We start from the raw sequence: 22,493 nt of genomic DNA on the forward strand, positions 1-22,493 counted from the left end.
TGCGCACCGGGTTCGATCGACGGCATCGGAGCGCACGGCATGATGGCTTGTCGCGCCGACACCCACCCACCACCGATCGAAGGCAAGCCACCATGCCCACCGAACGCCCCAGCCCGCCCGTGATCGCCGACGAGCGCGAGATGATCCGCGCCTTCCTCGACTACCACCGGGCCACGCTCGCGATGAAGTGCGACGGCCTCTCCGACGAGGACCTGCGCCGCCGGTCGATGCCGCCCTCGACGCTCTCCCTGCTCGGCCTGGTCCGGCACATGGCCGAGGTGGAACGGGCCTGGTTCCGCCGGGTGATCAACGGCGAGGACATCCCGCTGGTGTGGTCGGACCGGGGCGACTTCCAGGTGGCCTACGACGCGAGTACGTCCACCCGAGCGGAGGCCTTCGCCGCCTGGGAGACCGAGATCGAGCACGCGCGCCGGATCGAGACCGCCGCCGAGTCCCTCGACGTCACCGGCCACAACCCCAAGTCCGGCGAGGACGTGTCGCTGCGTCTGGTCATGTTCCATCTGATCCACGAGTACGCCCGGCACAACGGCCATGCCGACCTCCTGCGCGAGGGCATCGACGGCACGGTCGGCCCCTGACCCACCGGCCGACGACGGCCGGCTCCTCTCGGCGGCGGCCGGATCCGTGCCCCACGCACGGATTCCGACCGCCGCCGAGTCGTACCCACCGCCCGCACCGGAGGGACATCCCACGCCGAGACGGGGACACTCCACGCCGAGAAGGGGGACATGCGACGCCGAGAAGGGGGACACTTCGCGCCGATCAGGGGACCATCCGCGACAGATCCCGGATCGGTGTTGCGGTTGACCGCCCGGATATGCTCCGGCAGTGATCGAGAACACGGTTTCCTCACACATGGCGCGCGTGGTGCGGGATGCCGCCCTGCGGGCCGGGGTGGCCCGGAGCGAACTCGCGTTTCTGCCGGGCTTCGAACCGGAGACGCCGGCGGACCCGCTGCTGCGGGTACCCACCGCGAGCGTGGTCCGGGCATGGGAGCTGATCACGCACGCCGGCCCGGCGGGTGCCGGCATCCGGACCGCGGAGACGGCCGCACAGGGGCGGCTGCACGTGTGGGACTACCTGTTCACCACCGCCGGTACATTCGCCGACGGCTGCCGCGACGCCGCCCGCTACCTCCCCACCATGACCGACCCCGCGGTCGACATGACGGTGGTCGAGGACGACCGACGGCTGACCATCACGTACGGAATCGCGAAGTACTCGCCGGCGGCGGTGACCGCGATCGACGAGTTCGCGATGGCGATCATGCTCAGGCGGGCACGGGACGCGAGGGGGCCGTCGGTGGTACCGGTACACGTCGCCCTCGCCCACGAGGCGCCCAAGGATCACCGGCACCTGATCGAGGCGTTCGGCACGCGGGCCATCGACTTCGGCGCCCGCGCGAACTCGATGACCTTCCTCGACCTGGACGCGCCACCGCGCCGCCCGCCCGGCCCGGATGACGAACTCGCCCTGATCCTGCGCCGGTACGCGGACAACCTGCTGGAGAACGCCCGACCCGCGGCGGGCTGGCACGGCACGTTCCGATCCGTGGTCGCCGGCGCGCTGGGCGAGGAACTCAGCCTGGAACTGGTCGCGCAGCGCATGACCATGAGCCCGCGCACCCTACAGCGACGACTGAGCGACCTGGAGACCACCTGGCGCGACGAGATCGAGTCCGTCCGCCACGAGCGCGCCGCCGCACTGCTGCGCGAGACCGAACTTCCGGTGCAATCGATAGCCGGCCGGCTGGGCTACACCGACGCCCGCGCCCTGCGCCGCGCCTTCCAACGCTGGACCGGCCAAACCCCGGACGCCTACCGCCGCACCGCGATCCCCGGCACCTAGGAAGCGTCATCCCCCCGCAGGCTGCCCGGGCGTCGAGGCGTCGGGATCCTCGTCGTGCTTCGGCCACGTGATCGCATAGTGCCTCAGGTCGGCGTCCTCCTTGGTGAGCCGCATACCGACGGCCGCCATCACCCGCTGGGACGCGACGTTCTCCCGCGCGGTGTCGCCCAGCACGCGTGCGGCGCCCGCCGCCCGGGCGAGGCGCAGGAGTTCGCGCAGGGCCTCGGTCGCGTAGCCGTGGCCCTGGGCGTCCGGGATCAGGCCGTAGCCGACAGTGACCGTACCGTCGGCGTCCGGCGCTCCATGAAAGCCGAGCCCACCGATGGCCCGCCCGTCGTCCCGGCGCCGGATCTCGTAGTTTCCGAACACACCGGGATCGCCGCTGCTCGCGCACGTGTCCAGGAAGCGTCGGCCTCCGACCACATCGCCCTGCGTCGGATACCCCGGCGCCCAGTGCGCGTCCTCGCCGGGGGTGCCGGCCACCACGCGCTCCACCTCCGCGACGGTCAGTGGATGCAGCACGAGGCGTGTGGTTTCGAGATCTTCCATGGGAGCCTGGGGTATCACGGCGACCGCGCGAACCGCACGCGAATATCCTCCGGCCGCCGGGCTGTCGGGCCGTGACCCCGTGCGGCCGTCACCTCTTGCGCGCTGCCAGGACCTGGATACCGCGTGGTCCGGGTTCGTTGTGTTCGACCTTCAGGCCGACGTCCTCACAGCGGTCGGCGAGCCAGGTCGACGCGATCCGGAGCTTGGGGTAGCTGCCGACGTGCTGGGTCCAGGCGCTGCCGTCGTGGATGTGCAGCAGGTCGTGGACCAGGACCGTGTCCTCGTCCGGGTATTCCAGGAAGCACGTGAACACCCGATCGCGGGTGCTGCGCACCGGGATGAACCGGTCTATACCGTGCAGGGTTTCGGTGAGGTCGCGGTAGGTGACGACGAGCCGGCCGCCGGGTGCGAGAGCCCGGGCGACGTCCACGAGCAGCGCGCTCACATCGTCCTTCGTGGGCAGGTGGGTGAGGGTGTCGCCCATGCACACCACGGCCGCGACCGCCTCCGGTGCGGTCAACTCGGCCAGGACGCTGCGGATGTCCGCGTGCACCGGCTCGATCACCGGCAGGTCGGCGGCGTATCCGGCGAGTTCGTCCAGCAGTGTTCGGCTCGTGTCGACCGCGAGGACCCGGTCGAAGCCCAGTCCGGCCAGGGCCAGGCTCTGATTGCCCGGCCCGCAGCCCAGATCCACCGAGGTCGCGGACGTCTCGGTCGGGGCGACACCCAGCCCGGTGAGCAACTCGGCCTGCCGAGCGACGATCGGCGCCAGGTCGCCACCCAACATCCAGGTGTAGTTCTCGGCGAGGAGTCGCTCGTAGTGCTCGGCGGCGGCGCGGGTCATACCGGTACTCCTGTCGGCGGGAACATCTTGCTAGGCCGTCGCGACGAGTGACGCGCGGGTGGGCACGGGCCGCGCCCCGGCGGCGGGGAGGGCCACCGTGACGATGGCCGACCAGGCCGGAAGCACGACCCGAACCGGGGCCGGGACGGGAGTCGCGACGACGGCGGGAACGCTGACGGCAGGAGCGGCGACGGCGGGAACGGCGACGGCGGGAACGGCGACGCCGGTCGCAGCGGGAACGACCACCGTCGTCGGCGCACCCTTCGCGACGCCCGGCACACTCGCCTCCTTGCCCGTCACGACGAACCGCAGAAACAGGAAGCGGGCGATCCCGGCCGCGCCGGAGGCGGTCAGGTACACCGCCTGCTCCTTGAGCACCCCCGGCGCCGACTGCACCGCGTGCAGCGCGAGCATCGCGCCGGTGGTGAACAGGTAGGAGACCGCGGCCGACAGCGCCGACTGGACGTGGACCCGGCCCCGGGCCCGACCCGCGCCGAAGGTGAACCGGCTGTGCAACTCGGTGGCCAGCAGCGTGAAGATCACGGTGACCACGGCGTTGGCGACGGCGATCGACAGGTGATCGGACAGGGCCACGAGCGCGGCGCTCGACGCCAGTCCGGTACCACCGCCGAAGAAGACGAAGCGCATGAACGCGGCTACTGTCCCCGACTTGGTTGCGGCGCTCATGGTGTCCCCGTTTTCTCATCTTCGACTCTGCGACCCTGCGGCCGGATCCTCGTCTTCGTCTCCATAAATCTAGGGGCGATCAACAGGCCGCGAATCAGTCGTGTGTAGGTACTGCCGTTACTGCTTTGGGAGGACCCGCCCCTAGGGGTACTACTCCCGACGGCGCACGAACAGGAGGACGAAAGTACGCCCTCGCGCCTACCCCGCTGGATACATACGCCCCTGGGAAGCGTCGCGTCTCAGGGTTCGGGTCGGGGATGCCGGCGCCCGAACGCAGCGCGGACGGACGCGACATGCTCGGCCGCTCAGACCTCCGCGTCCGCCTCGCCGCCGCCGTAGGGGCGCGTGATGATCTCCAGGTAGTGGCCGCTCGGGTCGAGGAAGTAGGCGCCTCGACCGCCGTCGTGCCGGTTGATCGCGTCCGGTTCGCTCAGCCGCGGATCGGCGTAGTAGCGGACACCGGCGGCGAGCAGTCGTTCGAAGATCGCGTCGAACTCGGCCTCGGAGACCAGGAACGCGTAGTGCTGCGGCGAGATCGTCTCGGGGTCGACGCTCGCGAAGTCCAATGTCACGCCGTTGGCGACGGTGACCGGCAGGAAGGGCCCCATCGGTGGGCCGACTTCGAGGCCGAGGATCCCGGCGGTGAACTCGGCGGAGATTCGCCGGTCACGGGACAGGACGATGGTGTGGTTCAGGAGAATGGACACGGTGGCATGCCTCCAAGGCACTACCCCGGCACCTCGTGCGCCGCACCCGATCGGTGCCGACGTTCGATGCCGCTCACGATCCTCGATCGACCGCGGGCGGAGTGTCAAGCCCGAGGCGACGGCGGCGGTTCCGGGGCGCCCGGCGCTCGCGTCGGCCGCGTTCGCCCCGATTGATCACGCCGATCCGGTGGTGTGCAGAATTGGCCGACGACACGATCGCCGGCACTCGATCCCCGGGCACTCGATCGACCGCACCCGAACAGGAACGAGGAGCACGGCATGCCCTTGAGCGACCTGGCGTTGACGGAACTGGAAGGTTTTCGACCGGTTCGCACCGAGCCGGATGATTTCGACGCCTTCTGGACGCGTACGCTCACCGAGGCCGCCGCACATCCCCTCGACCCGACCTTCACGCCCGAGGCCGGCCCGCTGACCGCGGTGGCCGTGCACGACGTGTCCTTCGCCGGGTACGCCGGTCAGCGCGTGCACGCCTGGCTGGTCCTGCCCGCCCACCGCGACGGCCCGCTGCCGTGCGTCGTCGAGTTCCCCGGATACGGTGGCGGGCGCGGCCTCCCGCACGAGCAACTCCTGTATGCCGCAGCCGGGTTCGCACATCTCGTGGTGGACGTGCGCGGCCAGGGCAGCGTGTGGCGCAGCGGCGGTACCGGCGACGACGCCCCGGCGGGCGGCGGCCCCACCCACCCGGGCTTCATGACCCGCGGCATCACCGATCCGGACCTGTATTTCTACCGCCGTGTGTTCGTGGACGCGGTCCGTGCCGTCGCGACGGCACGCAGCCACCCGGCCGTCGACCCGACCCGGATCGCGATGGTCGGCGAAAGCCAGGGCGGTGGCATCGCGCTCGCGATGTCCGGCCTGATTCCCGATCTGACCGCCGTGGTGGCCGAAGTGCCGTTCCTGTGCCATTTCCGCCGCGGCGCCGAGATCGCCGCGACCGGCCCGTTCGGCGAACTCACCCGCTACCTCGCGGCGCACCGCGACCACGTCGACGCGGCGTTTCGTACGCTCGGCTACTTCGACGCGGTCAACCACGTCGCCCGTGCGACCGCGCCGGCCCTGTTCAGCGTGGCCCTGATGGACACCACCTGTCCCCCGTCCACGGTGTTCGCCGCCTACAACCACTACCCGGCGGCGAAGCGCATGGAGGTCTATCCGTTCAACGGCCACGAGGGCGGTGGCGCCTTCCAGGACGGCCTGCGCCTGTCCTGGCTCCGCACCGCTCTCCGGGCCTGACGACCGATCAGGAGTCTTGTGGGGCGTGCCCGTCACTACCGCGGAGCGCGCCCCGAACGGACCGGGAACGGGTCGGGAACCGGTGCGGACCCATGGAGAACCGGTCGGGAACCGACCGGCGCGCGAAGCCCGCTCAGAGCGCGAGATGCATGATGTGCAGCCCGACGTATCCGTGCTCGGGATGCCGGAAGCCCTCCGGCAGCGTCCCGATCACCTCGAAGCCGAGGTTGCGGTAGAGCCGTACCGCGTGCACGTTCGTCTCGACGACCGCGTTGAACTGCATCGCCCGATACCCCTGGGCCCGGGCCCACGCGATCGAGTACTCGCACAGCGCCCGGCCGACGCCCCGGCCCGAGCGTGCGGGATCGACCATGTAGCTCGCACTGGCGATGTGCGAACCGTTGCCCATGTGGTTGCGATTCATCTTCGCCGTACCGAGGATCGCCCCGTCCTCGTCGACCGCCACCACGGTCCGAAACGGCGGGGCCAGGAGCCACCACTCGCGGGCCTCGTCCATACCGAGATCGAGCGGGTAGGTGAACGTCTCCCCGGCGGTGACGATCTCGTGGAAGAACGGCCAGATGCCCGCCCAGTCGGCTGCGCCGGCTTCCCTGATCAACATCGCCCCAGCATGCCGGGACGCCAACCTTCGCGCCAGCCGTTTCCTTTGGACCGACGATGACGATCATCGCGCTCGGGCCCTGTTCGCGGGTCGGCACCCGGGTCTACGCTGCGATGCATGATGCGTCAGGGGCGTACGTCTCCGCGAGGGCCGTCGACGCCGGACAACCCGGGGCGTCCACCCGGGCCCAGGTCGCCGGACAAGAACCCGCCGGCGCCGCCGGAGCATCCGCCGCCTCCGGCGCCCTGACGTGGCGATCGCCCACGTGGCGTGGGATCGACTTCCGGTGCGGGTGCGCGAGGCGGTGCGGGGCCGGCTCGGCGTGCAACCCGTGGTGGCGGACACGGTGGGCGGCGCGAACTGCGGTGCGTCGGCCGTGTTGACGCTTCCCGACGGTCGGACCGTCTTCGTCAAGGCACAGCGCGAGCGCGAACGCAGGCCCGCCCCCGTGCTCGTCGGCGCCCCCGCCGGCGAGGGGTCCGGATGGTGGGGATCGCATTGGGAGCCGGTCGACGAACTCGACCAGGAGGAACGGGTGAACGCGTTCCTTCCCGCGAGCGCTCCGCGCGTGTTGTGGCGGCTGGAGGTCGCGGGGTGGCATCTGCTGGCGTTCGAGGGCATCGACGGTCGCCATGCGGACTACACACCCGGGTCGCCGGACCTGGCCCTGGTGGTGGACGCGCTCGCCGAGTTGGGCGGGTGTCCGGTGCCGGGACTGCGGTTGCCGAGCGCGTGGGATCGCTGGGGGTACTGGTGCGGTCCGGCCCAACAGCACCTGCTGACCGGGACGTCTCTGCTGCACACCGACCCGGCCGCCTGCAACGTCCTCGTCGACGGCACCCGGGCCCGCCTGGTCGACTGGGCCTGGCCCGCGCTCGGCCCGGCGTGGATCGACGCGGCCTTATGGGGCCTGCGCCTGGTCTCCGCCGGTGGCCACACTCCCGAACAGGCCCGTGCCTGGGTGACCCGGACCCCGGGATGGCGCGACGCGACCCCGGACGGCGTACGCGCCTTCACGCTGGCCGAGGCACGCCGCTGGGACGAGGAGGCGGCCGACGGCGTCTGGGGCGCCGAAGCCCTCGCCCACGCCGCCCACACCTGGGCGAGCCTGTGGACCTAGCTTCCGCCGGGCGCCCGCGCGCCGTCGACGTACGCGCCGACCGTCGCGCAACTCCCACTACTTGCCCTCGACGTACGCGCCGACCGTGAATCCCGCGGGCAGCGTTCCCGCGCCGATCGTCGCGGCCAGTTGTCGGGCGTCGGCCTCGTTGTAGGACCCGCTGATCACCGCCTCACCCGGGATCGCGGACTGCACGGTCGGTGCGATCAGCAGTCGGCCGTCGCAGACGATCGCGATCCGGTTGGTGGGCAGTCGGCCGCCGGCGGCCTCGGAGGTGACCCGGGTGAAGGCGTCCTGGCCCTTGGCCGTCCACGTGATCCTCACTTCCCAACTCGGCAAGCCATTCGCGGGCGGCAGGGCCTCGGCCCCGGAGACGTCGGTGCCGGTGATCACGGCGGGCGCCAGGACGTACTTCTCCACCGACTTGGTGTCACAAGTCACCAGTTGCGAGCCGGGTGCGTCCGCCCGAGGCGTCGCCGAGTCCGCGCACTCGGGTGGGCCCGCGGGCGCCGACGCTCCCGGCTGCCCGGGTACGGTCGCCTGGACCGGTGTCGCGCTGGTCACCGGACGCACCGTCAGTTGCCCGGTGCCGGCGATCGCCGCGATCCGCTGCTTCGTCTCGGCGCCGTACTTGCTCAGCGAGACCCGCAGCACCAACGCGCCGTCCCGGACCGTCACGTCCTTCACCGACAGGCCGCTCGTCGCCGCGCGCTTGCGCATGATGTCCGCCGAGGCGGACAACTGCCGTGCGTCCAAAGGACCTTCCGGGGTCAAAGTGACATCGGCGAAGTCCCGGCCGGGCACCCCCTCGACGGAATCGGACCGGTCGCCGTCCTCGAACCGGACCGGGTCCTCCGATGAACAGCCCACCGCGGTCAGCAATGCGGCCACAGCGGCCGTCGTGAGGAGGGTCCGGGCGAGTCGGGTGCGCGAGGGCTCAGTCACCCGCACCACGATGCCGGCTCGGTCGTCGACGCGGGGCGGGATCGGCCGGCACTTCACCCGGGACCGCCACGCATCCCGTCGAACGGGTCGAGCAGCTCCGGGCGCGCCCGGGGCCGCCCACGGCCGGGCCGGCGCGGCAACACCCGACAGACCCCGACTTCGTGGTCCTGACCGCCCCGGCAGGGCCTGCCTTCCGCGTGCCGGCCAAGGGATGATCCGTCCCGAAAAGGGCAGTGGCACGGGGTGTGGTCGTGGCCGGTCCGCGCCGAGCGGCCGCGTGAGCCGAGTCGCGCAAGGAGACAGTCGTGCTGGACAACCGCAACCTTCGTGAGCTGATCCGCCGGTGGCGGGCCACCCCGCAGAGCACCGTCGCCCTGTTCGACGAGGCCGACAACGCGATCCGGGCGACCATCGCGACCAAGGAACGGGTGTTGTATCCGGCGATCCGGGACGCCGACGGGCACCGCAGCGGGTCTGTCGACGACGCCATCGCGCAGGCGCGCCGGATCGAGGGCTTCCTGGACTCGGCCGAGCGGCTCGGCCCGGACGGCCCGGGCTTTCAGGACGAGGCGCAGGACGCCGCGTCCGCGATGGACGGCCTGCTGGTCCACGAGCAGCGCGACCTGCTGCCCGCCCTGGATCACCTCTCCCCGGAAGAGCGCGACCGCCTCGACCGCGACTACGGGAGCACGTGGGTGGACGTCTCGGCCCGGATCACCGCCGCTCGGGCGGCCCGCCGAAACCCGCCCGGCGGCGCGGCGGAAACGAACTACTGACCCGCACCCCCGAGACACCGCGCCCGCCCGCTCCCGCACGCCCGCCGCCGGTCCCTCCCCGAGCCACTCCCGCTCCACCGGCCGGCGGCGCGGCCGGCCACTGCCCCGCCCTCGGCGCGCACCACCCGTAAATTCCCGCGCGCGGTGGCGACCCGCGCACTACCCTCTGCGGCGTGAACCATCGTGAGCGCAAACGACTGTCGCGGCTGCTCGTAGGCGCGGCCGGCCTCGGCCGCCTCGCCGAGACGGCCGCAGCACTTCGGGCCGGGGCCGATCCCGAACAGCCGGACCGATACGGGACCACGCCGTTGTACGCGGCCTCGGTCCACGGGGCCGCGGACGTGGTCGCGCTCCTGTTGAAGGCCGGCGCGGCCCCCGACACCGAGAGCGGATCCGGCTCCGAGGGCACCCCGCTGTGCGCGGCGGCCTGCTGGGGCCACACCGAGACCGTCCGCGAACTGCTCGCACACGGCGCGGATCCCAATCTGCGCGAGGACCACGGCACGGGCTACGCCCCGATCGACTGGGCGACGCGAGGTCCCTATCCGGAAACCGTGGCCGCGCTGTCGGCCGCCGGCGCGCTGCCGCCCCGAACCGGCTGACGTCGCGCCCTACCCGTGCCGGCCGACGGGAAGTCCCGCGCCCATATCGAGCCCCCGGGCCTCCGTCTCCGCCGCCACCTTCGTCGCGACGTCGACCAGCCGGGCGAGCCACGGGTTCCGGGCCCCCTGCCGCCAGGCGATCGCGATGGTGAACGGGCTCGCGTCCGAGACCGGCCGATAGACGATGTCCGGGCGAGGGTTGCGGTCGGCCAGCGAGGCCGACACCAGCGCCACGGCCTGCTCCAGCGCGACGCACTCCAGGACTTGCGCGTTGTCGTGGACGAGCGGACCCCGGGCCCGCTCGCCGGCCCGGTTCGGCGCCCGGTCGCGCCCGGCCCAGTAGTCGCGTTCGACCACGCTCGCGGTCGGCCACCTGGGCATCGGCAGGTCCGCGAAGTCGGCGCAGGTCAGCGTCTCCCGGGCGGCCAGCGGGTGGACCCGAGGCAGTGCTGCCACGCGTGGTTCCCCCATCAGGTGCTCCAGTTCGAGCCCTTGGACGTCGTACGGCGCACTGAGCAGCGCGGCGTCCGCCCGCCCGTCGCGCACCATGTCCGCCTGCTCGCCGAAGCCGCCGACCACCACCTCCACCATCGGTGCCGCCGGCAACGCGCGGTACGCGGCGACCAGGTCGCGCAGCAGGTCCGTCGCGACGCACGGCTTCGCCGTGACGACCAGGGTCGGCGGGCCGGCCGCCGCACGCCGGGTGCGCCGTACGGCCGCGTCGGCCGCGTCCAGGACCGACCGGGATTCGGCGAGCAGCACCTCCCCCGCCGCGGTCAACGCCACGCGGTGGCTGTCCCGCTCGAACAGGGCCGTGTCCAGCCGTCGTTCGAGCAGCCGGATGGCCCGGGAGAGCGGCGGCTGGGTCATCCCCAGACGTATCGCCGCACGCGAGAAGTTCAGCTCCTCGGCAACCACCCGGAAATAGCGCAGCTCACGCAGCTCCACCTCGGCCATACCCGCAGGGTATGCCACCGATCCGAACGGGTGTTTCCCGGCGTGGGCCCCTCGCTGCTGAACTGAACCCATGACAGACACCGAACGGCACAGCCCGAACGACCGATCCGACGACTCCGGCCTCGAGGGGCCGGCCCGACTGGACCGGAACAAGCGAATCGCCCAGGACTTCTTCGATCTGGCGTTCAACGACAAGCAGCCGATGGACGCCGCCGCGAAGTACCTCGGCGCCCGCTACATCCAGCACAACCCGCACGCTCCCGACGGCGCCGACGCGTTCGTCGAGTTCGTCACCGCTTTCGGGGCGCGGTTCCCGGACCTGACCATCGACTTCAAGCGGGTGCTGGCCGAGGACGATCTGGTCGTCGTACACAGCCTGATGCGCACATCGCGAGAGGATCGGGGCAGCGCCCTCGTGGACATCGTGCGCGTCCGCGACGGCCGGATCGTCGAGCACTGGGACGTCATCCAGCCGATCCCGGAAACCGCCGCGAACGACAACACGATGTTCTGACCCGAGCGAACCCCGCCGGCCCGGCTCACAACGCGATCGCGCGATAGGCCGACGCCGCGTCGACGATCTCCTCGGCGGACTCGAGGACGCCGTCGCCAACGGCCGGCCCGCCGAAGATCAGCTCGGTCACCCTCGGGTGCGCCACGTTGACCGTCAACACCAGCAGATACCAGTCGAGTTCGGCGTCCCCCGCGAGGACGCGTTCGACGATCTCGACCAGTTCCGCCCGGGTGATGTCGGCGATCCGGGGCCGGGCCGGCCGGGCCGCCTCCAGGGCGAAATCCGCCAGGGACCGTGATCCGTGGTAACCGACGAAGTCCGCGATCGTGTAGTCGTGTCCCGTCCTTGCCCGAAAGGCGGCCATCGCGGCCTCGGCCTCGCCCTGCCCGCCGGCGCCGTCGTGGCGAATGAGCTCCCCGATCCGCTCGATCTCGGCGGCAACCTCGGCGAGCCGCCCCGGGGAGACGACCGGAGGCGACCATCGTGTCCGCATGTGCGTCCCCCTCAGCCCAGTTGCTTCTCCACCTCGGTGACCACCAGTTCGCACATCTCGTGTGTGCGCAGCGTGTCGTCGAGGTCGGGGAAGACACCGGTGCGGACCGCGTCCAGGAAGGTCAGGACCACCTGTTCGATCCCGCGTTGGCGCGCGATCGGCGTCCAGTCGCCGCGCCGTCGGGTGGTCGGCAGGCCCTGGTGGTGGTCGACCACGTCGGCCAGGTTGTACACCTCGCGTGTGCCGTCCCGACCGGAAACCTCCAGGATCTCCTGGTCCGACCCGCTGCGCAGATTGAGCATGCCGATCGCGCTGAAGCCGGCACCGGACAGGTGCAGCACGAAGTGTTGCGCGAATCCGTCCACGACCCGGGCCCGCACGTCGACGTGCTCGATCTCGCCCGGGGCCAGGAAGCGCAGCGTGTCCACCACGTGGATCAGGTCGTCGAAGGTCACGGTGCGCAGTTCGCGCGCGGTGTCGACGCGGTTGCGACGGATCACGATCAGGTCGCGCGGCAGTTCGCGGCTCTCCGCGTACGCCGGCACGTGCCGACGGTTGAAGCCGACCATCAGGCCGACGCCGCGCGCCCGGGCCAGCTCGATCAGGTGCGCGCTCTCGTCCAGGCTGTACGCCAGCGGCTTGTCCACGTAGGTGGGCACGCCGGCCTCGATCAGCCGGGTCACGATCTCCGGATGGACCGAGGTCGCCGCGTGCACGAACGCCGCGTCCAAGCCCTCGGCGAGCAGCCCATCCAGGTCGGCGTGGCGGTGCTCCGCGGGCACCCGGTAGGTCTCCCCGACCCGGCGCAGCGTCGCCGGCGTACGGGTGTGCAGGCGCAGTTCCAGGTCCGGCAGGGTCGAGACAACGGGCAGGTAGGCCTTTTCCGCGATGTCGCCCAGACCGATGACGCCGACCTTCATCGGGTCACTCCTCCCGTTGACGCCGCCGGGCCACACGTCCGGTTCACGGCCCCGCCAGCATATGCACACCCGTTCGGGTGATCCGTCGGCGCCGACTCGGGTCGTCGCGCTCGCGGAGCCCGGCCGGGTTCGGCGCGCCGGTTGGTGGCCGCCGGCTACCGACGCGCGCCGTACCGGTCGGCGTCCGCGTCGGCGACGTGGGTGCCGTGCACGGTGAGCGTGTCGCCGTGGCGGGCGATCTCGACGACGGCGGAATGCTCGGCGGGAGCGTGTCGGACCACGACACCGTCCGCCGCCACGTGGTATTCGTCGCCGGTCACCACGACCGTGACGCCGCTGTTGGGTTCGGTGGCCACGGCGACGGCTGCCGGCGCGGGCGCGACGAGCACGGCGGCCGAGACGATTCCGGCGGCCAGTGCGCGGCTGGGGCTGATCACGTTCGGACCAACGATCGGGGGCACCCGAGGCGACGGGTGGGCATCGGGGTCCACCCGAACCGGCGACCGCGGCCCGCGCCCGGTGAACCACCCGGATGGCATACCCCCGAACGGCGGCCCGCTGCCGCCGAATGCCCACGTCGCCGACCGGGCCGCCCCGAGGTCGGCTGCCGCCGGCACCACGTGAGTTGCCCGCCCCGCCCGGGCGCGGGATCGGCCCCGGATCGAGCGCTCGGCGGCTCCGGACGCGGGCGCGCGGCGGTGGGCGCGGTTGCGGTCCTCGGCCGGCTCGACTCTCCTGGAATCGGGCCCCTCCCCGACCCACCCGGCCGATCCGCCGGCCCGGGCCCAGAGCCCACCGTCCACGTCCCGATCCGCCCCGGACACGCGCCCCGTTCCCGCGAGCCCGGGTTGCCGTCATGAGCGGGGACGATCCGCGAGAGTACCCGGCGCAGTCGCCTCGTCACCCTCCGGATGTCGTCCCAGGACCCGCGGCCGGGGTTCGGTGAACCTCCCGGCCGCGGCAGCAGAGACCACCGAGAGCCAAGGGAGAGTCTCCGTGAGCGTGCCACGCACCGCGATCATCATGCCCGGCGTTGGCTCCTATGTGCCGGGCGCACTGCACCGGCTCCAGGATCGGCCCGTCGTCCGCGACACCCTGGCCGAGGTCGACGACGCGGTCGGCGATCGCGCCACACTGTCGCCGTCGCGCCTGCTCCTCGATTCCAAGGCGCCGGACGCGCACGAGTTGATGGATCGGCACGAGTTGTCCCTGCACTTGGCCATCTACGCCGGCGCGCTGGCCGCCTTCCGGCTGCTCGAGGGCGATTTCGGGGTGCGCCCCGACGTGCTGCTCGGGCACAGCCTGGGCGAGATGGCGGCGCTGGCGGCGGCCGGGGTATACACGGCCGGCGACGGCGCCCGGCTGTATCTGGCCCGGGCGGCGGCCTGCACGCTCCATACCACCGATCCGGCCGGCCTGCTCACCCTGCGCCTGGCGCCGGGGCACACGCTCGAACTGCTGTGCTCGGCCCAGTTGCCGGGCCTGGACCTGGCCTGTGACAACTCGGCCGAGCACACCGTGGTCTCCGGGCCGGACGAATCGCTGGCCACGTTCGCCGCGTTGGCCGAGCGCAAGGCGGTGGCCGCCAAGCCGTTGACTGTCCGCACGCTCTTCCACAACCGGTTGCGCGAGTCGGCGGCCGGCGAGTGGCGCCGGCTGGGGGCCGACATCGAGTTCCGGACCCCGCGCTATCCGGTGCTCTCACCGTTGCTCGGGCGCGACTACGCGGACGAGCGCGAGTTGCGCGACGGGGTGGTGGGCCAGTTGCGGCATCCGGTCCGCTACCGCACCGCGCTGACCACGTTGCGCGAGCGCGGGATCGAGGTGTTCGTGGAGGCCGGCGCCCGCGAGGTGCTGGGCCCGTTCGCCCGTACCGGCGACCCCCGGGTGCGCACCGTCGTGCCGGTCTCGGCGGGCGCCGACCTGGCCCGGGTCGGCGGCACGCTGCGCGCGTGCGGACTGCTGCATGTGGACCTGGCCGCGCTCGCCGAGCCACCGGGCGTGCCTACCGGCTGAACCGGCCCGCGCCCGCCCGAGCGCGGCGCGCGAGGCGTCCCGGACCCGGCGGTCCGCGACGGTGGTGGCAGTGGTGGCGAGGAGGTACCCGGCTTGCACAAGGACGTCGACCCGGCGGACGACGAGTTCGACGTGGGCGGACTGCTCGGCGCGGACTCGCGTCTGTCGGTGGCCGCTCGGCTGCGGCTGTTCCACCGGGTGTTGGAGGAGACCTCGGCCCCGATCGGCATCCTCGACCCGCACCTGCGCCACGTGTACGTCAATCCGGCGCTGGCCCGGATCGACGGGCGGCCGGCGCACGAGCAGGTCGGGCGCGACCTCGCCGAGGCGTTCCCCGGGCTGGAGGTGCCCCGGGACGTGCTGCGCGCGGTGCTCGCCGACGGGATCGCGCGCGAGGCGACCGTGACCGGCGTCAGCACCGTGGCGGGCGCGCCGCAGACCCGGTGGTGGCACGCGGCCTATCACCGGCTCGACGACGAGAACGGCGTGTTCGGCGTCGTCGCCATCCTGATGGAGACCACCGCGTCCCGGCGCACCCAGCTCGCGCTGGATCAGGCGCATCGGCGGCTCGCGCTGTTGGATCGGGCCGCGCTGGAGATCGGCACCACGCTGGACACCGACACCACGTGCCGCGAGCTGGTCGACCTACTGGTCCCGGTGCTCGCGGACGTGGTCGGCGTCGAGTTGTTGGAACCGGCCGATCCGGACCAGGAGATCGGCCGGCCGCGCCCGGCGCCGGACACGGTGCGGCTGCGTCGGGCCGCCTGGACCTCGATCCCGCGGCTGCGCTACCTGAGCACCCTCCTGGGCGGGCCCGGCGAGCACATCGACTACCAGCCGGGTGCGGACGTGGCGCGGGTGGTGCGGACCGGGTGCACGGTGGTGGACAACCGTCCCTCGGACGAGGCGTTGCGGGCGACCGCGCCGGACGCGTCCCGGGTGGCGGTCTACCGCGCGGCGGGCATGCACTCGGCGATGATGGTGCCGCTGATCGCGCGCGGCGAGACGATCGGCACGCTCAGCCTGATCCGCGCCGGCGACTCGGCGCCGTTCACCCAGGACGACGTGGAGATGGCCCGCGACCTCGCGTACCGGGCCGCCACGTGTGTGGACAACGCGCGGCGGTACTCGCGCGAGCACAGCGTCGCGCTCGCCCTGCAACGCGCCCTGCTGGCCCGGCCCAAGGCACCGCACCCGGACATCGAGCTGGCCACCCGCTATCTGCCCGCCGGGCGCAGCGTGGAGGTCGGCGGCGACTGGTTCGACGCGATCGCGCTGCCGCACGGGCGCACCCTGCTCGCGGTCGGGGACGTGATGGGGCACGGCGTGCAGGCCGCGGTGGACATGAGCCATTACCGGGCGCTGCTGCGGGTGTTGGCGGCCGGCGGGCTGTCTCCGGAGGAGATCCTGACGCGGGCCGACCGGATGGGCGAGGAGGCCGGGCTGGAGCGGGTCGCCACGTGTCTGCTGGTGCTGAAGGATCCGCACGCGGGGGTGTCCACGTACGCGAACGCCGGGCATCTGCCGCCGCTGCTGGTCGCGGCCGACGGCGCGACCCGGCTGCTCGACCTGCCCACCGGTCCACCGCTGGGCACCGGGTGCGGCGGGTACACGGCCCAGGTGCGGCCGGATGCGCCGGGCAGTGTGCTGGTCCTGTACACCGACGGGCTGGTGGAGCGTCGGGACGAGGACATCGACGTGTCGCTGGAGCGATTGGCGGCGCTGCGGATCGAGCCGGGGGCTCCGTTGGAGTCGCTGGTGGACACGATCCTGGACCGGCTGGTGGTGCCACCGGTGGAGGACGACGTCGCGGTGATGGCGGCCCGGCAGGTGGGCGGCGGCGGTGGGACGGCGGCGACGAGCGGGGGCGGGGCGTCGGTGGGCGGGGGCGGCGGTAAACCCCCGGCCGGGACCGGTCCACTCCGACGCCCGGCGTGATCCACCGTTCGGCGGCCACCGGTGGCGGGGGGTGGGGCGGCTTTTTACGTTCCTTGTAGCGGGACTTCCCCTGGAACCCGGTCTGTCGGGTTCGGTTCCGCATGTCCATAGGAGGACGAAATGCGCTGTGCCCGTCTCGCAGTCGTCGGCACGATCGTCGGTCTCACCGTATGCGGTTCCGCAGGCTCGGCGTTCGCCGCCGCGCCGATGCAGGCCGACTCCGGTCGCCCCGGCGACACGGTGCTGTTGTCGGACGACAAGCACTGCACCGCGAACACGGCGACCGCTTCCTCGGACGCGTTCACGGCCATGGTCACGCTCACCCGTGAGGGCGACGAGGTCAAGGGTCAGGCCACCATCAAGGACGTGGCCACCGGCGACTACGAGGTCAAGGTGGTCTGTGGTGAGGGCCAGGAGCTGATCGGCAGCCTGCACGTGATGGGCAGCGCGCCGGTCGCGGCGTCCACGGCCGGCTTCGGTGGTACCCAGGAGCGCGACCCGGCGCTGCTGGCGGTCGGTGGTCTGGTCATCGCGGGCGCGACCGGCACCGGCTTCGTGGCGCTCCGCCGCCGGGCCTCGAACCTCGCCTGACCGATGACCCGTTCCGCTCCCGAGGCACCCGCGAGTGCCGCGGATCGGCCGCACCGACCCGGTGGCCGCCGCCTGCTCTGGGCGGCGGCCTCCGGCGTGCTGGCGATCGGCGGCTCGGGTCTGCTGTACGCCGGATACCACACCGTCGCACCGCCGCCACGTCCGCCCGCCGCCGCGGCGGTGCCGATCGCGTCGCCGATGCCGCCGGCCGATCCCGCGGCGCCCGGCATGCCCGGCACACCCGCCCCTCCCACGCCTCCCACTCCGCCTACTCCGCCGGCCGTGCCCACCGAGGCACCGCCGATGCGCGCGTCGACGCCGATCCGGATCCGGATCCCCGAGTTGGGCATCTCCGCACCGCTGACCCGGGTCGGCCTGGACAAGGCCGGCGGCATCGACGTGCCCACGCGCGACGATCGCAATCTGGCCGGCTGGTACGAGGGCGGAGTCACCCCGGGGCAGAAGGGCACCGCCTCGATCGTCGGCCACGTGGACACCGCCGCCGGACCCGCGGTCTTCTACCCGCTCGGCTCGCTCCCGCGCGACTCCAGGATCGAGATCGACCGCGAGGACGGCAGCGTCGCGGCCTTCGTCGTGGACGGGGTGGAGGCGTTCGCCCGGGACGACTTCCCCGCCGCGCGCGTCTTCGGCGACGCGACCCGACCGGAACTGCGGCTGCTCACCTGCGGCGGCACCTACTCCAGGAAGACCCACTATTCCGGCAACGTCGTGGTTTTCGCCCACCTCGTCCCGTAAGCACGCCGTATCCGTGCCCGCGCGCCTTTTCGCGACATCGGCACGTGTCGTACCGGGACCGGAAGGTGGCATTTCGAGCCCATCCGCCGGATTCGGCGGATCGGCTCGATTCGCGGCTGTTTTGCAGTGCGCAAATTGGCCGGACAAAGCATTCCTTGATCATCTCCGATCGTTGGTGTTTTGGGTCTTGCCAATAAAAAGCGGGACTGGCAATAATCCAATTACCAATCCATACGGCCCACCCGGCCGGGAGAGGAGACGTCATGATGCGTCTCGCTGATCGTCTGCTGAACCGAGTGGCCCAAAAGGTCACGGTCGACGCCGGCTGCTCGAACTACACGTACTGCCAGAACCATGTGAAGTGGCTGCGGCAGTGCTGTCTGGACGAGGGCTGCACCTACGTCAGGATCGGCACCTGCTGACCGGGACCGAGTGAAACCCGTCGCGGGCGGGTGGAACCTCCCCGCCCGCGACGTCCCTCGGGGCCGATTCCTCTCCCGCAGAATTCCTCGAAGCAATTACTCACCGCGGGGATTTATTGCCGTCAATGCCGGGACACACGGCCCACAAGGCCGAGGTCCCACGGATCGCATCGACAACTGCCTCCGGCGTGGCACCGCGCGCATCTTCGTCACCACCGATCCGACGAATTGTGCGCACGCGGATCACCGGAATGTGTTGAACGATCCTGCCCGAATCGACGGCGGGCGGCGATGATTTCGCCGCCCGCCGTTTCCGCGCGCCATAAAGAGAGGGTGCCCATGGGATATATATATGTGGGCTGCGCTTGTCTGGTCGGCCTGGTATTCGCCGCCTCGGCGATCTCGAAGTTCCGCGATTTCGCCGGCTTCGTCGCGTCGGTGCCGCGTCTGGTGCCGATGCCCGCGCGGCGGGCCGAGCCGATCGCGGTCGTGGTGGTCGCGGCGGAGACCTCGGTGCCGGTGCTGGTCGCGATCCCGGCTCTGCGCGGCGCGGGCTTCGCGATCGCGGGCGGGCTGCTGATCGCCTTCACCGCCGCGATCGGCACCGCGTTGCGGCGCGGCCGGCGCTCCTCCTGCCGCTGCTTCGGCGCCTCCGACGCCCCGCTGGGAGTGCGCCATCTGGCCCGCAACGGCGTGCTCCTGGCCGCCGCCCTCGGCGGCGTCCTCGCGTCCGGGCCGGCCGCCTCCGGTGACGTCCTGCCGCCGATGGCCGGCAGCGCCGTGGCAGGCGTCGGCGGTCTGGTCGGCGCGCTCCTGATCATCACGCTCGACGACATCGTCGACCTGTTCGCGAGGAATGCCTGATGCCCTTTCTTGTCGCCGCCGTCGTCCTGATCGGCCTGGTCGCGGCGGTCAATCTGCTGCTCACGCTCGGCGTCATCCGCCGCCTGAACGAACCGTCGAGCGATCCGCACCCGGGCACGGCTCGGCCGGGCGGTCCCGGGACCGAACTGCCTCCCGGGTCGCGCGCGGAGATGTTCACCGCGCGCACCATCGACGGCGAGCAGGTCTCCGACGCCGACGTGCGCGGCCTGGTCGGGTTCTTCTCGGCGCACTGCGAGCCCTGCCACACGCTCGCGCCCCTGTTCGCCGACAAGGCCCGCACGATGGCCCGCGGCGAGGTCCTGGCGGTGGTCGCGGGCGCGGACGCCGACCTGATCGCCACGCTCGCCCCGGTGGCCCGCGTGGTGACGGAGGACTTCGACGGCGCGGTCCAGGCGGCGTTCCACAACACCTGGACGCCCGCCGTGTACCTGCTCGGCGACGATCGGCGGGTGGTGGCCGGTGGTGGTCGGATGAGCGACCTGCCCAGCGAAGCGCGCGCGTGAGCCCACGGATACCCGCGCGCGAGGTGGCCGCGGCCACCCGCGAGGCGGCCGCGCTGACGGTACGCGCCGCGCCCGGCCAGGCGGCCGGATCGCTGGCGGTCACCATCGGCGCGGCCGGCGTACCGATCGCCACCGCGTGGCTGACCAAGTTGGTCATCGACCGGTTGGCCGAGCGGCACGGCTCGATCGCGGGCCCGGCACTGGCGCTGGCACTGACCGGACTGGTCGCGACCGTGCTGCCGGGACTGGGGCGCTATCTGCGCGCCCAGATCGGCCGGGCCACCGGCGTGCTGGCCACGGACCGACTCTTCGGCGCGGCCGAACGCCAGGTCGGGTTGCGCCGGTTCGAGGATCCGGCATTCCTGGACCGGTTGCGGCTCGCCCAGCAGAGCACCGCCAACTTCGGCGTCCTGGTCAACGGTGTCGGCAACACGCTCCAGGGCACGCTCACCCTGTTCGGCTTCGTCGCCTCGCTGCTGATCCTGAGTCCCACCATGACCGCGCTCGTGCTGGTCGCCGGTGTCCCGGTGCTGATCGCCGAACTGCGGTTGTCCCGGCTGCGGGCCACGATGCAGTGGGACAACGAGCAGGTGCATCGCCGCGAGTTCTTCTACAGCGGTCTGCTGACGGGCGTTCAGGCTGCCTCGGAGATCCGCCTGTTCGGCATCGGATCGGTGCTGCGTGCCCGGATGGTGCTGGAGCGCAACCGCGCCAACGACGCCGAACGCCGAATGGACCTGCGCGAGTTCGCCACCCAGGGTCTGCTGGGCGCGCTCGGCGCCGCGGTGGCCGGCGGCGGCCTGTGGTGGGCCGCCGACGCGGCCCGGCGCGGCACCCTCACCGTCGGCGACGTGGTGATGTTCGTCGCCGCGCTGGCCGGGATCCAGGCCGCGTTGGACACCCTGGTCTCCTCGATCGCCTCCGCCCACGGGCAACTCCTGGGCCTGACCCACTTCGTCGCGATCGCCCGCGCCGAACCCGACCTGCCTTCGGCGACCGAGACGCCGGCGGCGGTGCGCCCGGGAGTCGGCGTCGAGTTCCACGACGTGTGGTTCCGCTACAGCGACGACCACCCCTGGGTGCTCGGCGGCGTCGACCTGCGCATCCCGCACGGGCAGGCGGTCGCGCTGGTGGGACTCAACGGCGCGGGCAAGAGCACGCTGGTCAAGCTGTTGTGCCGGATGTACGACCCGACCCGGGGGCGGATCACCTGGGACGGCGTGGACCTGCGCGACATCCCGCCCGCCGAACTGCGCGCGCGGATCAGCGCGGTCTTCCAGGACCACATGAAGTACGACATGAGCGCCGCCGAGAACATCGCCCTCGGCGACCCGGACAGCCTGCGGGACCGGCCCCGGATCGAGGCCGCCGCCGAACGGGCGGGCATCCACGAGCGGCTCGTCGCGCTGCCGCGCGGCTACGACACGCTGCTGACCCGGATGTTCTTCAGCGAGGCGGACAAGGAGGACCCGGACACCGGCGTGGTGCTTTCCGGCGGCCAGTGGCAACGCCTGGCCCTGGCACGGGCGTTCGTACGCGCCGGGCGGGACCTGATGATCCTGGACGAGCCCAGTTCGGGATTGGATCCGCAAGCCGAGCACGAGGTGCACGCCCGGATGCGCGAATACCGCGAGGGCCGCACCAGCCTGCTCATCTCGCATCGGCTCGGCGCGGTGCGCGACGCCGACCTGATCGTGGTCCTGGACGGCGGCCGGATCGTCGAGCAGGGCCCGCACGACGTACTGCTCGACCACGACGGCCGCTACGCGAGCCTGTTCCGACTCCAGGCGGCCGGCTATCAGGAGGCGAAGTGAACACGCGACGCATGGCGCTGGCCGGGGCCGCGGCCGCCGGTCTGGGCGGCGCGAGCCTGGTATGGATGCAGCGGCGCTACCTGGTGGCCACGGTCCAGGGCCCGAGCATGGAACCCACGTTGTCCCCCGGGGACCGCCTGCTGGTGCGCCGCACCGGTCGGGTGCGCGCCGGTCAGGTCGTGGTCGTGCGCGTCCCGAACCCGCCGTTGCTGGCCGGACTGCCCCCGGAGATCGGCGGGTTCGGTCCGGAGGAATTGGCGGCGATCCCGGAGCGCACCGACCTGGCCCCGGCGCCCGAGGGCCGGCTGATGATCAAACGCGCGGTGGCGGTGGCGGGCGACCCGATCCCCCGGGACCGGTTCCCGATCCTGCGCGACGTGGCCGCGGACGTGGTGCCCACCGGCGCCGTGGTCGTGCTGGGCGACAACCCCGCCGCCAGTTGGGACTCGCGCGCGTACGGCTTCGTGCATCGCCATCAGGTGATCGGGGTGGCGGTGCGGCGGATCCCGGCGCCGGGCGAGGCACGATCCGCACGCTCGGGTCTGGCGCGGACGACGCCGGCGTACGAGAATGCGAGCGGATCGCGGGCGAGAGCGGTCGATGGTGAACGGCGAAGGGCTTGATCGCATCGATTCGGCGAAGAATCAAGCACCATTTCCCTCAACGTTTCGGTGAGGGTTCGCGACAGGATCTTGGGCGTCCCGAAGCG

Annotated in this window: 26 protein-coding genes; 16 read left to right on the forward strand and 10 right to left on the reverse strand. The window is 72.1% G+C overall.

Going from position 1 to position 22,493, the window contains the following annotated elements; all coding sequences use genetic code 11:
* The first annotated feature begins 92 nt into the window (after window positions 1–92).
* Both ACZ4FV_RS03880 and ACZ4FV_RS03885 read left to right on the forward strand, forming a co-directional pair.
* Complete coding sequence (locus ACZ4FV_RS03880) at window positions 93–599, forward strand: DinB family protein (RefSeq protein ID WP_395858923.1); 507 nt, start codon at window positions 93–95, stop codon at window positions 597–599.
* A gap of 250 nt (window positions 600–849) precedes the next feature.
* The gene (locus tag ACZ4FV_RS03885) at window positions 850–1,869 is read left to right on the forward strand and encodes a helix-turn-helix domain-containing protein (RefSeq protein ID WP_395858924.1); all 1,020 of its coding nucleotides are present in this window, start codon (window positions 850–852) and stop codon (window positions 1,867–1,869) included.
* Between the two features lie 6 nt (window positions 1,870–1,875).
* On the opposite strand, the gene ACZ4FV_RS03890 is transcribed toward ACZ4FV_RS03885, so the two are convergent.
* The 4 genes from ACZ4FV_RS03890 to ACZ4FV_RS03905 all read right to left on the reverse strand — a co-directional run bounded on the left by ACZ4FV_RS03890 (window position 1,876) and on the right by ACZ4FV_RS03905 (window position 4,656).
* Window positions 1,876–2,418 carry a GNAT family N-acetyltransferase gene (locus tag ACZ4FV_RS03890; protein ID WP_395858925.1) on the reverse strand — a complete coding sequence of 181 codons (543 nt, stop codon included), beginning with the start codon at window positions 2,416–2,418 and terminating at the stop codon, window positions 1,876–1,878.
* 88 nt (window positions 2,419–2,506) lie between these two features.
* Window positions 2,507–3,262 (reverse strand): class I SAM-dependent methyltransferase, encoded by a 756-nt coding sequence (locus tag ACZ4FV_RS03895; RefSeq protein ID WP_465321767.1) that lies wholly within the window; start codon window positions 3,260–3,262, stop codon window positions 2,507–2,509.
* A gap of 30 nt (window positions 3,263–3,292) precedes the next feature.
* Complete coding sequence (locus ACZ4FV_RS03900) at window positions 3,293–3,949, reverse strand: GtrA domain-containing protein (protein ID WP_465321768.1); 657 nt, start codon at window positions 3,947–3,949, stop codon at window positions 3,293–3,295.
* 305 nt (window positions 3,950–4,254) lie between these two features.
* A complete protein-coding gene (locus tag ACZ4FV_RS03905; protein WP_395858928.1) occupies window positions 4,255–4,656 on the reverse strand; it encodes a VOC family protein in 402 nt (133 codons plus the stop codon).
* A 279-nt stretch (window positions 4,657–4,935) separates the two neighbouring features.
* Here ACZ4FV_RS03905 and ACZ4FV_RS03910 point away from each other — a divergent pair, with 279 nt between their 5' ends.
* Complete coding sequence (locus ACZ4FV_RS03910; protein ID WP_395858929.1) at window positions 4,936–5,910, forward strand: acetylxylan esterase; 975 nt, start codon at window positions 4,936–4,938, stop codon at window positions 5,908–5,910.
* Between the two features lie 133 nt (window positions 5,911–6,043).
* Here ACZ4FV_RS03910 and ACZ4FV_RS03915 read toward each other — a convergent pair whose 3' ends face one another.
* Window positions 6,044–6,532: a GNAT family N-acetyltransferase gene (locus tag ACZ4FV_RS03915; RefSeq protein WP_395858930.1), complete on the reverse strand. Its 489-nt coding sequence runs from the start codon at window positions 6,530–6,532 to the stop codon at window positions 6,044–6,046.
* Window positions 6,533–6,782: 250 nt separating this feature from the next.
* Between ACZ4FV_RS03915 and ACZ4FV_RS03920 the strand changes: the two genes are divergently transcribed.
* Window positions 6,783–7,652, forward strand: coding sequence for an aminoglycoside phosphotransferase (locus tag ACZ4FV_RS03920; protein ID WP_395858931.1), 870 nt, complete (start codon window positions 6,783–6,785; stop codon window positions 7,650–7,652).
* A gap of 57 nt (window positions 7,653–7,709) precedes the next feature.
* Here the strand turns inward: ACZ4FV_RS03920 and ACZ4FV_RS03925 are convergent, their stop codons facing one another.
* The gene (locus tag ACZ4FV_RS03925; protein WP_465321770.1) at window positions 7,710–8,597 is read right to left on the reverse strand and encodes a SecDF P1 head subdomain-containing protein; all 888 of its coding nucleotides are present in this window, start codon (window positions 8,595–8,597) and stop codon (window positions 7,710–7,712) included.
* Between the two features lie 305 nt (window positions 8,598–8,902).
* Here ACZ4FV_RS03925 and ACZ4FV_RS03930 point away from each other — a divergent pair, with 305 nt between their 5' ends.
* Together ACZ4FV_RS03930 and ACZ4FV_RS03935 are read left to right on the forward strand one after the other, a co-directional pair.
* Window positions 8,903–9,373, forward strand: coding sequence for a hemerythrin domain-containing protein (locus ACZ4FV_RS03930; RefSeq protein ID WP_402231312.1), 471 nt, complete (start codon window positions 8,903–8,905; stop codon window positions 9,371–9,373).
* A 173-nt stretch (window positions 9,374–9,546) separates the two neighbouring features.
* Window positions 9,547–9,975 (forward strand): ankyrin repeat domain-containing protein, encoded by a 429-nt coding sequence (locus ACZ4FV_RS03935; RefSeq protein ID WP_395858934.1) that lies wholly within the window; start codon window positions 9,547–9,549, stop codon window positions 9,973–9,975.
* A gap of 9 nt (window positions 9,976–9,984) precedes the next feature.
* On the opposite strand, the gene ACZ4FV_RS03940 is transcribed toward ACZ4FV_RS03935, so the two are convergent.
* Entirely contained in the window at window positions 9,985–10,932 is a 948-nt protein-coding gene (locus tag ACZ4FV_RS03940; protein WP_395858935.1) for a LysR family transcriptional regulator, read from the reverse strand.
* Between the two features lie 70 nt (window positions 10,933–11,002).
* Here ACZ4FV_RS03940 and ACZ4FV_RS03945 point away from each other — a divergent pair, with 70 nt between their 5' ends.
* Window positions 11,003–11,446: a nuclear transport factor 2 family protein gene (locus ACZ4FV_RS03945; protein ID WP_395858936.1), complete on the forward strand. Its 444-nt coding sequence runs from the start codon at window positions 11,003–11,005 to the stop codon at window positions 11,444–11,446.
* A 25-nt stretch (window positions 11,447–11,471) separates the two neighbouring features.
* On the opposite strand, the gene ACZ4FV_RS03950 is transcribed toward ACZ4FV_RS03945, so the two are convergent.
* From ACZ4FV_RS03950 to ACZ4FV_RS03960, 3 genes are all read right to left on the reverse strand, one after another.
* Window positions 11,472–11,939 carry a hypothetical protein gene (locus ACZ4FV_RS03950; protein ID WP_465321773.1) on the reverse strand — a complete coding sequence of 156 codons (468 nt, stop codon included), beginning with the start codon at window positions 11,937–11,939 and terminating at the stop codon, window positions 11,472–11,474.
* 11 nt (window positions 11,940–11,950) lie between these two features.
* A complete protein-coding gene (locus ACZ4FV_RS03955) occupies window positions 11,951–12,859 on the reverse strand; it encodes a Gfo/Idh/MocA family protein (RefSeq protein ID WP_395858938.1) in 909 nt (302 codons plus the stop codon).
* Window positions 12,860–13,014: 155 nt separating this feature from the next.
* Window positions 13,015–13,296: a hypothetical protein gene (locus ACZ4FV_RS03960; RefSeq protein WP_395858939.1), complete on the reverse strand. Its 282-nt coding sequence runs from the start codon at window positions 13,294–13,296 to the stop codon at window positions 13,015–13,017.
* 559 nt (window positions 13,297–13,855) lie between these two features.
* On the opposite strand from ACZ4FV_RS03960, the gene ACZ4FV_RS03965 reads away from it, so the two are divergent.
* The 9 genes from ACZ4FV_RS03965 (at window position 13,856) to ACZ4FV_RS04005 (ending at window position 22,407) form a co-directional block, all read left to right on the forward strand.
* Window positions 13,856–14,875 carry an ACP S-malonyltransferase gene (locus ACZ4FV_RS03965; RefSeq protein WP_465321774.1) on the forward strand — a complete coding sequence of 340 codons (1,020 nt, stop codon included), beginning with the start codon at window positions 13,856–13,858 and terminating at the stop codon, window positions 14,873–14,875.
* Window positions 14,876–14,968: 93 nt separating this feature from the next.
* Window positions 14,969–16,813 (forward strand): SpoIIE family protein phosphatase, encoded by a 1,845-nt coding sequence (locus tag ACZ4FV_RS03970; RefSeq protein WP_395858941.1) that lies wholly within the window; start codon window positions 14,969–14,971, stop codon window positions 16,811–16,813.
* Between the two features lie 120 nt (window positions 16,814–16,933).
* Entirely contained in the window at window positions 16,934–17,404 is a 471-nt protein-coding gene (locus ACZ4FV_RS03975) for a hypothetical protein (protein ID WP_395858942.1), read from the forward strand.
* 3 nt (window positions 17,405–17,407) lie between these two features.
* Window positions 17,408–18,160 (forward strand): class F sortase, encoded by a 753-nt coding sequence (locus tag ACZ4FV_RS03980; RefSeq protein ID WP_402231325.1) that lies wholly within the window; start codon window positions 17,408–17,410, stop codon window positions 18,158–18,160.
* 263 nt (window positions 18,161–18,423) lie between these two features.
* Window positions 18,424–18,582, forward strand: a complete 159-nt coding sequence (locus tag ACZ4FV_RS03985) for a hypothetical protein (RefSeq protein WP_331771024.1) — start codon at window positions 18,424–18,426, stop codon at window positions 18,580–18,582.
* A gap of 339 nt (window positions 18,583–18,921) precedes the next feature.
* Window positions 18,922–19,446, forward strand: coding sequence for a MauE/DoxX family redox-associated membrane protein (locus ACZ4FV_RS03990; protein WP_402231327.1), 525 nt, complete (start codon window positions 18,922–18,924; stop codon window positions 19,444–19,446).
* On the forward strand, window positions 19,446–19,970 hold the full coding sequence (locus tag ACZ4FV_RS03995; protein WP_395858945.1) for a hypothetical protein: 525 nt from the start codon (window positions 19,446–19,448) through the stop codon (window positions 19,968–19,970). The genes ACZ4FV_RS03990 and ACZ4FV_RS03995 overlap by 1 nt, the downstream gene beginning before the upstream one ends.
* Window positions 19,967–21,784, forward strand: a complete 1,818-nt coding sequence (locus ACZ4FV_RS04000) for an ABC transporter ATP-binding protein (protein WP_402231329.1) — start codon at window positions 19,967–19,969, stop codon at window positions 21,782–21,784. Before ACZ4FV_RS03995 ends, ACZ4FV_RS04000 begins: the two co-directional genes overlap by 4 nt.
* Window positions 21,781–22,407 carry a S26 family signal peptidase gene (locus ACZ4FV_RS04005; protein WP_395858947.1) on the forward strand — a complete coding sequence of 209 codons (627 nt, stop codon included), beginning with the start codon at window positions 21,781–21,783 and terminating at the stop codon, window positions 22,405–22,407. Before ACZ4FV_RS04000 ends, ACZ4FV_RS04005 begins: the two co-directional genes overlap by 4 nt.
* The last annotated feature ends 86 nt before the right edge of the window (window positions 22,408–22,493 follow it).

It is taken from the genome of Embleya sp. NPDC025285, assembly GCF_055558835.1.

Bases quoted from the DNA above. Each gene is read 5' to 3' on its own strand.
- ACZ4FV_RS03915 (WP_395858930.1), bottom strand. From the start codon at position 6,532: ATGTTGATCAGGGAAGCCGGCGCAGCCGACTGGGCGGGCATCTGGCCG.
- ACZ4FV_RS03940 (WP_395858935.1), bottom strand. From the start codon at position 10,932: ATGGCCGAGGTGGAGCTGCGTGAGCTGCGCTATTTCCGGGTGGTTGCC.
- ACZ4FV_RS03895 (WP_465321767.1), bottom strand. From the start codon at position 3,262: ATGACCCGCGCCGCCGCCGAGCACTACGAGCGACTCCTCGCCGAGAAC.
- ACZ4FV_RS03950 (WP_465321773.1), bottom strand. From the start codon at position 11,939: ATGCGGACACGATGGTCGCCTCCGGTCGTCTCCCCGGGGCGGCTCGCC.
- ACZ4FV_RS03890 (WP_395858925.1), bottom strand. From the start codon at position 2,418: ATGGAAGATCTCGAAACCACACGCCTCGTGCTGCATCCACTGACCGTC.
- ACZ4FV_RS03995 (WP_395858945.1), top strand. From the start codon at position 19,446: ATGCCCTTTCTTGTCGCCGCCGTCGTCCTGATCGGCCTGGTCGCGGCG.
- ACZ4FV_RS03975 (WP_395858942.1), top strand. From the start codon at position 16,934: ATGCGCTGTGCCCGTCTCGCAGTCGTCGGCACGATCGTCGGTCTCACC.
- ACZ4FV_RS03880 (WP_395858923.1), top strand. From the start codon at position 93: ATGCCCACCGAACGCCCCAGCCCGCCCGTGATCGCCGACGAGCGCGAG.
- ACZ4FV_RS03985 (WP_331771024.1), top strand. From the start codon at position 18,424: ATGATGCGTCTCGCTGATCGTCTGCTGAACCGAGTGGCCCAAAAGGTC.
- ACZ4FV_RS03955 (WP_395858938.1), bottom strand. From the start codon at position 12,859: ATGAAGGTCGGCGTCATCGGTCTGGGCGACATCGCGGAAAAGGCCTAC.
- ACZ4FV_RS03945 (WP_395858936.1), top strand. From the start codon at position 11,003: ATGACAGACACCGAACGGCACAGCCCGAACGACCGATCCGACGACTCC.
- ACZ4FV_RS03980 (WP_402231325.1), top strand. From the start codon at position 17,408: ATGACCCGTTCCGCTCCCGAGGCACCCGCGAGTGCCGCGGATCGGCCG.
- ACZ4FV_RS03990 (WP_402231327.1), top strand. From the start codon at position 18,922: ATGGGATATATATATGTGGGCTGCGCTTGTCTGGTCGGCCTGGTATTC.
- ACZ4FV_RS03910 (WP_395858929.1), top strand. From the start codon at position 4,936: ATGCCCTTGAGCGACCTGGCGTTGACGGAACTGGAAGGTTTTCGACCG.
- ACZ4FV_RS03900 (WP_465321768.1), bottom strand. From the start codon at position 3,949: ATGAGCGCCGCAACCAAGTCGGGGACAGTAGCCGCGTTCATGCGCTTC.